The organism is Brenneria corticis (genome assembly GCF_003115855.1).
Classification (GTDB): Bacteria; Pseudomonadota; Gammaproteobacteria; order Enterobacterales; family Enterobacteriaceae; genus Brenneria; species Brenneria corticis.
In genome coordinates, this window is sequence record NZ_KZ819072.1 from 1 (window position 1) to 12,095 (window position 12,095).

Genomic DNA, 12,095 nt, shown 5'->3' on the forward strand with positions numbered 1-12,095 from the left:
AGGTAGACCGGGTGCTGGCCGACGATCTGGTGGTAACGCTGAGCAATGGCGAGCAGGTCACCATCCGTGCCGGCGAGCAGAGCGTGGCCTATAGCGTGCCGGCGCAGGGCGACGATGTGTACGCCGATGCGGGCAGCATAACTCTGGGGCTCACCGATGCCAGTGTGGCCGGCAGGGTCTTTGAAGATCTGCAACTGGGTGGCGATGCGACGGTAAATATTACTGACACGGTCGATACCACCACGCTAACGCTGGGTGATGTGACCGTAGCGGAGGGCAGCGACAGCGCTACAGTTAGCGCCACGCTAAGTAACCCGACCGACCGAGCCTTTACCGTGACGTTAAGTAACGGCGCCACCATTACCTTTGCAGCCGGAGCGACAATCGCTACCTCATCCGCCTTTGCTGTGCAGAGCGACGATGTCTATCAAGATGGTGAAAGCTATACCCTCCGTGTAACGGATGCGGGTGAACATAACTTTGAGCAATTAGATACCAGCGATACCGCGACAGTAACCGTCACCGATACGGTCGACACCGTCAACGTGACGATCGATAGCAACGGCGACGTTACCGAAGCACAGGATGTGGTCTTTACCGTCAAGGTAGACCGGGTGCTGGCCGACGATCTGGTGGTAACGCTGAGCAATGGTGAGCAGGTCACCATCCGTGCCGGCGAGCAGAGCGTGGCTTATACCGTGCCGGCACAGGGCGACGATGTGTACGCCGATGCGGGGAGTGTCACCGTGGGTCTCGACAAGGCGGAAGTGGCTGGCAAAACCTTTGAAGATTTACAACTGGGTGCTCCAGCTACGGTGCAGATTAGCGACACCACCGATACCACCACGCTAACGCTGGGCGATATCACGGTAGCGGAAGGCAGTGATAGCGCCACCGTCAGCGCCACGCTGAGTAATCCCACCGATCGTGCCTTTACGGTCACGTTAAGCAATGGTGCGACCATCACCTTTGCCGCCGGGGCAACAACCGGCACCTCGAGCGCGTTTGCCGTACAGGGCGACGATGTTTACCAAGATGGTGAAAGCTACACCCTAAGCGTAACNGCTAACGCTGGGCGATATCACGGTAGCGGAAGGCAGTGATAGCGCCACCGTCAGCGCCACGCTGAGTAATCCCACCGATCGTGCCTTTACGGTCACGTTAAGCAATGGTGCGACCATCACCTTTGCCGCCGGGGCAACAACCGGCACCTCGAGCGCGTTTGCCGTACAGGGCGACGATGTTTACCAAGATGGTGAAAGCTACACCCTAAGCGTAACCAACGCGGGGGAGCATAACTTTGAGCAATTAGATACCAGCGATACGGCAACAGTAACCGTCACCGATACGGTGGATACGGTTAATGTCACCATTGAGTCCAATGGCGATGTCACCGAAGCACAGGCCGCGGTCTTTACCATCAAGGTAGACCGGGTGCTGGCCGACGATCTGGTGGTCACCCTGAGCAATGGCGACACGGTCACCATCCGTGCCGGCGAGCAGAGCGCAGCCTATAGCGTCCCGGCGCAGGGCGACGATGTGTACGTCGATGCGGGCAGCGTTACCGTGGGCCTCGACAAGGCGGATGTGGTCGGAAAGGTCTTTGAAGATCTGCAGTTGGGCGGCGATGCGACGGTAAACGTCACCGACACCATCGATACCGTCAACGTGACAATCGCTGGCAACGGCGATATGACCGAAGCGCAGGAGGCGGCATTTACCGTCAAGGTGGATCGGGTTCTGACCGACGATCTGCTGGTTACCCTGAGCAATGGCGACACGGTGACCATCCGGGCCGGCGAGCAGAGTGCGGCCTATACCGTGCTGGCGCAGAGCGCCGATGCGGGCAGCGTTACATTGGGCCTCGTTGACGCCGGCGTGACGGGAAAAACTTTTGAAGATCTGCGGCTGGGCGATCCGGCTACGGTAGCGGATACTACGCCGCCGGTTGCTAACGACAGTTCCGTAACCGGTTCGGAAGATACGCCGCTGCATATTGGCTGGAGCGAGCTTGGCGTCTCTGCCGACACCGCCAGTATCGTTATATCGGCTCTGCCGCCGGCCAGCGAGGGGACCCTGTACTTTAACGATGGCGGTAGCTGGAAAGCGGTAAGCGTCGGGCAGGTGTTTACGGCGGAAAATAGCGATTTGAGATTTGAAGCGGTGACTAATGCCGCCGGCGCCCCTTACAGCGGATTTGAGTATCAGCCGGTCGATAGCGCCGGAAACGTTGGCGATAGCGCGTCGTTAAATATCAATATCACGCCGGTGGCGGATGCGCCGGATGTCAGCCTGACCATCGCCAGTGGTGAAACCACGCTGATACCGGGGACGATCAAGGTCAACGGCGGCAGTGAGAACGGCGGGTTCGATGTTCAGGACGGCAAGATCGTCGCTATCGGCGATGGCGTGCGCGTCTGGCTGACGCCGGGAGATCCGGTTCCCACGGTGGTGGGTAACGGCGTCGTTGCCTATTACAACCAGGGGAATATCAACGGCAGCGGTAGCTACAGCGATGTCTACGTGGTGCATGACGGTTCCGGCTATATTCAGGACGGCACCAAGCGCGGCCTGAATCAGGTCAGCGGCAATGGCGGTTCGGAAGCCAGCGGCACGTCGCCGGACTATATTTTCCTTCAGGACGGCGATACGTCTAAATACACCGTCAGCAACTCGACCAACAACAATGCCGCCAGCAATGTGAATACGTTCGACGGGGTGAACGTTTACGGCAACGGTCAGCTAATCAGCAGCGGCAACCAGTTGGAAGGCGTGATCTATGGCGATGGCTCCACCTATGTGGCGGATGATGACGGCACCACCACGGTCGAAGTGATCCCGGCGCAAAGCGGCTATCAGGCGCATTCCATCACCGTCTCCGCCGCGTTGACGGATACCGACGGCAGCGAAACGCTGTCCGGCATTACCCTGTCCGGTCTGCCGGCCGGCACGCAAATCGTTTCCGGCGATACGGTGCTTTATACCGTGGGCGACGAGGGGACCTATCTGATCCCCAATACCGGCAACGCGCAGTCGTTCACCGCGGATATCAGCATTCGGGTCCCGGTGTCGGCAGGCAAGTTCGATGTTATTGCCGAAGCGACATCGACCGAGTCGCTGAATCATGACTCGGCGGTGGGCTACTCATCGGAAGAGGTCGAGCAGTATGGCGTGATCGTCGGGTCTACCGGTGATGATGATATTAGCGGGACGCTTAGCAATGATATCGTCGTTTCCGACGTCGCCGGTCTACAGGTGGTGGACGGGGAGAACTATAACATCGCCTTTATCGTCGACTCGTCCGGCAGTATGTCTGACGCAGATATGACCAATGCGCAGGCGCAACTGACAAAAGTGTTTAATAGCCTGAGCGAGAGCGCGGGCGGCGCCAATGCGGGAACGGTGAATGTGTTCCTGGCGGATTTCGACAGCCAGGTGCAGCAGACGGTGTCCGTCAATCTGGCGGACAGCGATGCGCTGTCGAAATTGACCGCCACGCTTGACAGCATGAGGGCCGGCGGCGGCACCAACTATGAGGATGTATTTAAAGCGACGGCCAACTGGTTCCTAAGCGATCAGGTAACCGGCAATGCCGGCAATAATCTGACCTATTTTATTACCGACGGTCAGCCGACGTATTATCAAGGCAGTGAGATCACCAATCCGGTCATCGCCACCGACCGGTGGGGCGCCACGCTGCGGCTGGATGATATTCTGGATGTGGATAATTATCAGGCGGGCGAAGAGGTACGCGTGACCATCAACGGGCGGGAACGCGTGGTGGTGGATAGCCAGGGTCAGGTATATTCCTATTGGGGCAGTAAACTCGGGCAACTGCGCGCGCAGGGCGACGGCACCTTTGAAGTCTCCTCCCGCGCGGGATTGGGTAATGGAACCAACTACGCCACCTGGACAAACTCCATCAACACGTTCGCCATCCTTGGCGCGCTGTCCGTCGTTGAGGCGATTGGTCTGGGTAAGAGCCTGAGCGCCGCCGATTTGCAGCATTTCGACAGCGACGGCCAGGTGCAGTCCGATATCGACCCTTCCGCTCTCAGTGAGGCGATACTGGGGAGCAATACCCAGTTGCCGGCGGGGGATGATACGGTTTCCGGCGGGATTGGGCACGACGTCCTGTTCGGCGACGTGGTCAAGTTTAATCATATTGAAAGCAACGGATATAACGCCTTGCAGCAATATATCGCCGATAAAACGACGGACGGCGATACGTCATCGGTAACCGCCAAGTCGATGCATGATTATATCGTCGCCCACAGCGATGAATTCAACCTGTCATCCTCAGGTGACGGCAACGATATTCTTAACGGCGGCGCAGGCGACGACATTCTGTATGGTCAGGGCGGCGATGATACGCTGATCGGCGGTGCGGGTAATGATATCCTGTATGGCGGCGACGGCGACGACACCCTGCTCGGCGGGACCGGCGACGATATTCTGATCGGCGGCGCGGGCGATGACGTGTTGACCGGCGGTGCCGGGGCTGACATCTTTAAGTGGCAGTCCGGGGATGTCGGCCATGACGTTATCAAAGACTTCAATGCCGGCGAAGGCGACAGGATCGATTTAAGCGATTTGGTCGGTGAACTGGAGGAGGGCACGGATATCAGCAACTATATCCGCATTACGGAAAGTAATGGATCGCCGACGATTGAAGTCAGCACGGAAGGCAATTTCACGGGCGATAGCGGAGGCACGGCGGCGGTATCCATTACGCTTGATCACTATAGCGGTGCTTTGCCGTCTCTGGAAAGTTTAGTCAGCAAGCCGGAACAATCCCAGGGCTGACGAGGCATTGCGTAGAGTGGAACCTCAGGCGATGAGGTTCCTTTCTTTATCAAGAACGCTTAACAAGGTCTCTGAGTATGTTTTATATCCAGCGTAATGGTAACGGTCACCTGATCAAGGTTGAGAAGAGTCCTTTTCCTGAAATGAATGGTGAACTGGCTGAGGACTCAACGGAGGCGTTGGCGTGGTACGAAAGTCATCAAACGGCGTTGGACGGTTTGCAACAGCTGCGCCAAAGCGACCTGGAAATGGTGCGGGTACTTGAAGATTTGATTCAGGTACTCATCGATAAAGGCGTCATCAACATTACGGATTTCCCGTTGGCGGCGCAGTTGAAACTGATTGGTCGGGCGCAGGCGCGTGAAGCATTGAACGGCGGATTGAACAAGTTACTCAATGATGACGATGACAGTATGTTCTGAGTATTGTAAGGGCGTCGTCCGCTGACGTCGCCCCAGCATAACCTGTTGTTACTTGGTGGCCGGCGCCGGTTCTCCCAGCAAACGTCCCATTGCCCCTTGCAGCCCCATTTCCTGCAGTACGGCCAGTTCACCGGCTGTTTCCACGCGTTCGGCGATAAGCGGCAGCGCTATGCTATTGGTGGCGCGATACATGGCTTCAATAAACATTTTTTTATCCTCTTCACGATCGATATCGCGGATATAGCTGCCGTCTATTTTCAGGTAAGCCAGACCCCATTGCGATAAATTGCCGATCATATTAAAGCGGCCGCCGAAGTGCTGAAGCCCCAGCGCGCAGCCATATTCGTTCAGCAGCTTGATTAGCGCATCAAACTGCGTGGAATCCGGCAACTGATTCTCATCTAATTCCAGAATCAGGCGTTCGGCCAGATGAGGCTGCTGTTTCAGCGGCGCCAGTAATCGAGCCATTAAAGACAGGTCGAGGACGGTGTTGCAGGAGAGGCTTAACGCCAGCGTTCCCTCATGCCGGCGCAGATAATCCAATACCAGTTTCAGCATCGCCTGATCCAGTCGGGTATTCCAGCCAAAACGCTGTACCCACGGAAGAAAGCGGCCCGCGGCAATACTGTTTCCCTGTTCATCCTCAATTCTTGCCAACACCTTATGATGCAGCACCTTATCCGGGTTGAGACACTCCACCACCGGTTGCAGGAAAAGCTGCAGCCGTTCCTGTTCCAGTATCGGATCGAGGCGGTTAAACCACATATGCCGGTCGGTTTCCACCTGTTCCGACGTTTGCAGCGGTTGGTCGACGGTGGTTGTGTCGGAATGGCTTTCGGCATTGGTCAGCGCCTGGTCGCCGTGTATCAGCAGGGATTGCGCGCTATCTCCGGGGCGGAACGGCACCATGCAAAATCTGGCCACCGGGGAGACGTCGGTTTCACCGGTCAAGTACAGGCTTTCAATATTGCGCGTCAGCTCGCCTATCAGGGCGAAGGCTTCCTTATCCACCAGTCCGGGGCAGAGCAGGGCGAATTCGCCGCCGCGGATACGGGCGGACAGGCTTTCCGTGGTGACGTTCTGCTTTTGGGTTGTGCGGATGATCTGTCCGATGGAAGCCAGCAGCGTGTCGGTGCGATGTCCCCCCAGCCGCTGGTTCATGCCCGATAGATCCTGAATGCGGATCATAATCAGGAAGCCCGGTGACGTCTCGTCATCGGCAAGTTTGTTCTGAAACTGAATATCGAAAGCGCGACGGTTGGCCAGACCGGTCTGCGGGTCCTGATAGGCTTCCTGACGCAGGCGTTCGCTGCGTTCGGCCTCTTCCTCAAATAGCGTTTTCAGCTTGCTGACCATCTGATTCATCGCCTGCGCTACGCGGCGGAACTCGGGCGTGCTGGGCAGATCGGGCTGGCTGAGAAACTCGCGGCGGGTAATGGCCAGCGACTGCTGGACCATATAGTCCAGCGGGCGCAGCTGGCGGCGCAGCAGTATCGCCCCGAGCAACACCCCGAGCGTACCGCAGCTGAGCAGCCAGATAAGCGTGGCCGAACTGCTTTTCCACAGCCGCGTGACGGCGAACATCGGGTGGCTGACCACTTCCACCTTGGCAGCCTGTTCCCAGCCGCGCATGACTATCGCCTCGCCCGCGCCGGGTTGCAGATTAACCAGCCGCACAAACCAGGCCGGAACGTCGGGCACTTCCGGTGACGCGGTGCGCTCCAGGGTAATGTTATTCGTTTTCAAATCGCGAATGCGGATGCTGGAAAAGTAGCCGCTGTCAAAGATGGAGCTGACCATCAGCTCCACCATCGCCGGATCGTCAATATTCGGCGTCAGGGACAACCCCAGCGCGGTTGCCGCGTCCTGAGCGTGGGAACGCAGCTGGTTATTGGAGTGCTCGCGGGAGTTTTCCAGGCTGACGAAAAAACTCCCGCTGAAAATAATCAGCACGAACAGGCAGATGGCTATCAGTAATTGTTTGTATAGAGACATAGCCTCATCCTACTCCTCAATTGAAAATCCCTCGGCGCGCATTTTGGTTAATAACGCCTGCCAGCGCGAAAGCCGTTTACTGTCGCCGACGCGCTTGTTGCCGCTGGCGCCCGGTAACCATAATCCCTCTCCATTAAAGGAGTAAACCGGCAGTAAGTCGGTGCGCTGGGTCGCAGGTTGAATTTTGCCCGTCAGGTTATCCAGCACCAGAGGGATCGAAGTCGGCGTCGGATAATAGGTAAGCACCATATGGGCCTGATTAAGACGCAACGCTTTTACGTAAGTGATGCGCAGCTTTTCACTTGCTACGCCTAAATGGCGCAGGGTGAAGTATTTGGCGATCGCGTAGTCTTCGCAATCCGCCGCGCCTTTGCGCAGCGCTTCTATGGGGCTGGCCCAATAGTCTTCCTGATTCCAGATGACCCTATCATCGCGAAACAGCAAGCGGTCATTAAAAAAACGGTTCACGGCTTCCAGCTGTTTTTGTTCCCCCGCATTGCGTTGGGCGGTCAGCAATGCCTGCCATTCGTTAATTCTTCGTCTGGCTTCCGGCGCGGCGGGGCCGTAAAGCTGCTCCGTGCGCTGGGTAATAAGGGGGAAGTCCCACTCCGCGCGCAGAAAGCCCGCCAGCAGTAACAGCAGACAGCAGACGAGAAAAAGCTTGTAACAGGATGCCTTAAGCAAGAGGTATTGCACCGATGTTCTCTGTGTGCCCAACGGGCAGTCTCAACCGCGCGCAGACGAATAAATCAAATTATAGATATAGTTGCAGAATATCTTACTTTTATAGCGGCAAAAAGTGATTACTATGGCAGCAGGATAACGCGGCAAGAAAAAGAGCGGCGCAATGCATGAGGTAAGCAAGATGAATTCAGGTGTTCTCCATTTAGGGAAACTGGTATCGGAAACCCGTAATCCCGCCACGATGGATTTGGACAAGCTCTCTACGCTGGAAATGATGCGGGCTTTTAATCAGGAAGATCAAAAGGTGCCGGAGGCTATTCGCCAGGTATTGCCGGCGATCGCCGACGCGGTCGATTTGGCGACGGCGGCGCTGCAAGCCGGAGGACGGCTGATTTATCTCGGAGCGGGAACCAGCGGCCGTTTGGGAGTGCTGGATGCGGCGGAGTGCCCGCCGACGTTTGGGGTGCCGCACGGGCTGGTGATCGGCCTGATAGCCGGCGGTCCGGGGGCGTTGCTTAACGCGGTGGAAGGGGCGGAGGACGATCCGGCGCTGGGCGAGGCCGATCTTGTCGCGCTCAATCTCGCGGCGGATGATATGGTGATCGGTCTGGCGGCGTCCGGCAGAACGCCCTATGTTATCGGCGCTTTGCGCTATGCCCGCCGTCTGCGCTGTCGTACCGCGGCCATCTCCTGCAATCCAGACTCTCCGATAGCCCGGGAGGCCCGGGTGGCCATTTCGCCGCTTGTCGGCCCGGAAGCATTGACGGGATCGACCCGGCTGAAATCGGGAACGGCGCAAAAGCTGGTGCTGAATATGATTTCCACCGGCGTCATGGTTAAGTTGGGCAAGGTGTACCAGAATCTGATGGTGGATGTGAAAGCCACCAACGTCAAATTGCTGGATCGGGCCTGCCGGATAGTCATCGAAGCCACGGGCGCGGATGCGGAGACGGCGCGGCAGGCGTTAGCGCAGACGGGGAATGAGGTGAAACCTGCTATTCTGATGATTCTGAGCGGTGTGAGCGCGCAAGACGCACGACAGAAGCTGATACGGCATAATGGCTATCTGCGCGAGGCGCTGATTGCCTGATGCACGATAGGGGAGTTGTCTGATGGATGGAAAATCTTTGTCAATTAACCAGTACCTCCGTCGTTCCGGCAACCACTCTCCGTCGTCCCTGCGGTAGTAGGCAGGGACCTGCTTTTACTGGCAGCCCGGCGTTGCATGAGATCCCCGCCTTCGCGGGGATGACGGGGATGATGGTGGTGAAAGGTTTGTATAGCATCGTCTCTTATTTTTATTAACGGATTGCCGAGGAGTAACGTTTTGAGTGATAAGCCAGACCTGCGCATCGTGTTTTTTGATTTGGACGGCACGCTGCATCAACAGGATATGTTCGGTAGTTTTTTGCGCTTTTTGCTCAGGCGGTTGCCGCTCAATCTGCTGCTGGTGGTCCCGCTATTGCCGGTTATCGGCGCCGGTTTGCTGGTGCGCGGCCGCGCCGCCCGCTGGCCGATGAGCTGGCTGTTATGGGCGATTACCTTTGGCCGCCGCGAAGATAATCTGGTGCGCCTGGAACAGCTGTTCGTCAGTCACTTTCGCCGTCAGGTGACGCCTTTCCCGCAGGTACAGCAGCGGCTGAAAGAATATTTACAGGATACCCAGGCGCAGGTCTGGCTGGTAACCGGTTCGCCTCAGCGCCTGGTGGAGCAGGTCTACCATGATGCGCCTTTTTTGCCCGGCGTCCGGCTAATGGGAAGCCAGATAAACCGGCGCTGCGGCGGCTGGGTATTGACGCTGCGCTGTCTGGGGCAGGAAAAAGTCATTCAGATGGAACGGCGACTGGGCGCGCCGCTGAAGCTCTATAGCGGCTATAGCGACAGTAAACAGGATAATCCGCTGCTCTATTTTTGCGAGCATCGCTGGCGGGTGACGCCCAAGGGAAGTTTGCAACAGCTGGAGTAATTCCTCTCCGGCGTTGTCCGTGTATAATGCCCGCCGCCAAAAGTGACAGCAGAAAATAGCGTAAGAGGATATCGTGAGCCGCGTACTGGATGATGAATATTGGATGCGCCATGCGCTGACGCTGGCCCGGCGCGCTCAGGATGAAGGCGAGGTGCCGGTCGGCGCGGTGCTGGTGCTGGACAACCAGGTGGTGGGCGAAGGCTGGAATCGACCGATCGGGCACCATGATCCCACCGCCCATGCCGAGATCATGGCGCTGCGGCAGGGCGGAGCGGCGTTACGGAACTACCGACTGCTGCATACCACCCTGTATGTTACGCTGGAGCCTTGCATTATGTGCGCCGGGGCGATGATCCACAGCCGCATCGGCCGGCTGGTGTACGGCGCGGCGGATGAAAAAACCGGCGCCGCCGGGTCGTTGGTGGATATTCTGCGCCATCCCGGCATGAATCATCAGATCGTCGTCGATTCCGGCATCCTGGCCGCCGAATGCTCCGCCACGCTGAGCGCTTTTTTCCGCCGGCGCCGCGAGCAGCACAAAGCGCGGCGGGACGCGGAAAAAAAGGCCGCGAATTAAGCGCGGCGTCGGCCTAATCCGGTACTTTATCCGGCGCCACGGCCGGATAAGCCTGCGCCGACAACAGCCGCAGTTTTGCCCTGGCCTCTTTCTCCAGCAAATACCCTTCAAGACTTACCATATAGCGACGAATGTTTTCCACGTAGCTGTAGGCTTGCTGTCCGCGCGCGTAGCCGTAAGTCGTCTGCGTGTAGTAACGCTTCTGGCTCAGCATCGGCAGGCGTATTTTCACATCGACCCAGCTATCCGGATTGCCTTGCTGTTTGGCGGTCAGTTTGCGGGCGTCCAGCAAATGGGCGTACCCCATATTGTAGGCCGCCAGCGCGAACCAGATCTTTTCATCGTCGGGAATGGTGTCGGGCATTTTTTGCATCATATGCGACATATATTGCGCGCCGCCGCGAATGCTCTGTTCCGGGTCGAGACGGTCGGTCACGTTCAGACTTTCCGCCGTGTTGCGGGTGAGCATCATCAGCCCGCGAACGCCGGTCGGCGAGGTGGCCAGCGGATTCCAGTGCGACTCCTGATAGGAGATGGCGGCCAGCAGTTTCCAGTCGATCTCCGTCGCGTATTTTTCAAACAGCGGCTGGAAATCGGGCAGGGTTTCATCAATGGCGCGCAGGAAGGTGGTGGTGTCGACGTAATCAAACTCGCCCACGTGGCCCAGGTATTTTTCCTCCAGCCGGGCGAGAGTGCCGTCTTCAACGATGCGGCTGAAAAAATCCAGCAACGCCGCCGCCAGGCTGTCGTCATTCGAGCGCCGCATATACCAGGTGACCGGCTCTTCATCGCTGAGATCGAATGCCACGGCGAGCTGCGGATGGATGCGCTGCATTAAACCGATGGTGACGGAATCCCCCAGCGTATAGTCGAGTTTTCCGTCAACCACCTCTTTCAGCAGCTCCTGGGTGGTCAGCTCGGAAGCCGACTCCCAGTTTAACTGCGGATATTTGTCGGTTTTCAGATCGCGCAGCGTGGCGACGTGCGCGGAGCCTGAGGTTACGGCCAGGCGGCCCGTCAACTTTTCCAGCGTTTTGGGACGGGCGTTCCCCAGTCGATACACCAGCTGTTGCGAGACCGAATAATAGGTCGGTCCGGCGCGGTAACGCCCCAGGCGCTCATGATTGTAGATCAGCCCGGCGGCCAGTATATCCGCATCGTCGTCATCCAGGTCGTCGAACAGATCGTCAAGATTTTTACGCGACGAAACCACCAGCTTGACGCCGAGATAGTCGGCGAAACGTTTTGCCAGTTCATAATCGAGACCTGCCGGGGCGCTTTTGCTGAGATAGTAAGTCAGCGGCGAGTCGATGGTGCTGATCCGCAACTCGCCGCGCGAAAGGATCTGTCTGAGCTGATCGTCCTGACTACTGCGCCAGGGGATATTGGGCCATAAGGCCAGCGCCAGCAGCAGCGTGATAACCCCGATGAAAAAATAGTTTAATTTTAAACGCTTCAAATAGTCGTCTCTCTGCGGCTTGCCAGCCTCTTAGTCTGTAGCCACCCTTAAGGGCCGCCGCAAGCAGCGTTGAAAATCGCTCCAGGCGATTTTTTATACGAAAGTCCCAGAGTCGGGGCATTTTGCGTAACAAAGCGCCGGCGTGCAACTTTTATTGATTTGGTTAATGATTAACCTATGCCGCCA

9 protein-coding genes are annotated in these 12,095 nt (G+C 57.4%); 6 read left to right on the forward strand and 3 right to left on the reverse strand.

Annotation, left to right across the window (positions count from 1 at the left end):
* Window positions 1-11: 11 nt before the first annotated feature.
* From DDT56_RS25125 to DDT56_RS01915, 3 genes are all read left to right on the forward strand, one after another.
* The coding region (locus tag DDT56_RS25125) for an immunoglobulin-like domain-containing protein (protein ID WP_417903682.1) at window positions 12-1,063 on the forward strand (1,052 nt) is incomplete at its 3' end.
* 17 nt (window positions 1,064-1,080) lie between these two features.
* Complete coding sequence (locus DDT56_RS25130; protein ID WP_417903683.1) at window positions 1,081-4,806, forward strand: immunoglobulin-like domain-containing protein; 3,726 nt, start codon at window positions 1,081-1,083, stop codon at window positions 4,804-4,806.
* 77 nt (window positions 4,807-4,883) lie between these two features.
* Window positions 4,884-5,228 (forward strand): tryptophan synthase subunit beta, encoded by a 345-nt coding sequence (locus DDT56_RS01915; protein WP_136164838.1) that lies wholly within the window; start codon window positions 4,884-4,886, stop codon window positions 5,226-5,228.
* A gap of 48 nt (window positions 5,229-5,276) precedes the next feature.
* Here the strand turns inward: DDT56_RS01915 and lapD are convergent, their stop codons facing one another.
* A complete protein-coding gene (gene lapD / locus DDT56_RS01920; RefSeq protein WP_136164839.1) occupies window positions 5,277-7,223 on the reverse strand; it encodes a cyclic di-GMP receptor LapD in 1,947 nt (648 codons plus the stop codon).
* Window positions 7,224-7,232: 9 nt separating this feature from the next.
* Window positions 7,233-7,919: a cysteine protease LapG gene (lapG, locus tag DDT56_RS01925; RefSeq protein WP_136164840.1), complete on the reverse strand. Its 687-nt coding sequence runs from the start codon at window positions 7,917-7,919 to the stop codon at window positions 7,233-7,235.
* 169 nt (window positions 7,920-8,088) lie between these two features.
* Between lapG and murQ the strand changes: the two genes are divergently transcribed.
* The 3 genes from murQ to tadA all read left to right on the forward strand — a co-directional run bounded on the left by murQ (window position 8,089) and on the right by tadA (window position 10,450).
* The gene (gene murQ / locus DDT56_RS01930) at window positions 8,089-8,997 is read left to right on the forward strand and encodes an N-acetylmuramic acid 6-phosphate etherase (protein WP_136164841.1); all 909 of its coding nucleotides are present in this window, start codon (window positions 8,089-8,091) and stop codon (window positions 8,995-8,997) included.
* A 237-nt stretch (window positions 8,998-9,234) separates the two neighbouring features.
* Window positions 9,235-9,873, forward strand: a complete 639-nt coding sequence (gene yfhb, locus DDT56_RS01935) for a phosphatidylglycerophosphatase C (RefSeq protein WP_136164842.1) — start codon at window positions 9,235-9,237, stop codon at window positions 9,871-9,873.
* A gap of 73 nt (window positions 9,874-9,946) precedes the next feature.
* Window positions 9,947-10,450 carry a tRNA adenosine(34) deaminase TadA gene (gene tadA, locus DDT56_RS01940; protein ID WP_136164843.1) on the forward strand — a complete coding sequence of 168 codons (504 nt, stop codon included), beginning with the start codon at window positions 9,947-9,949 and terminating at the stop codon, window positions 10,448-10,450.
* Between the two features lie 13 nt (window positions 10,451-10,463).
* Here the strand turns inward: tadA and mltF are convergent, their stop codons facing one another.
* Complete coding sequence (gene mltF / locus DDT56_RS01945) at window positions 10,464-11,909, reverse strand: membrane-bound lytic murein transglycosylase MltF (RefSeq protein WP_136164844.1); 1,446 nt, start codon at window positions 11,907-11,909, stop codon at window positions 10,464-10,466.
* Between the last annotated feature and the right edge of the window lie 186 nt (window positions 11,910-12,095).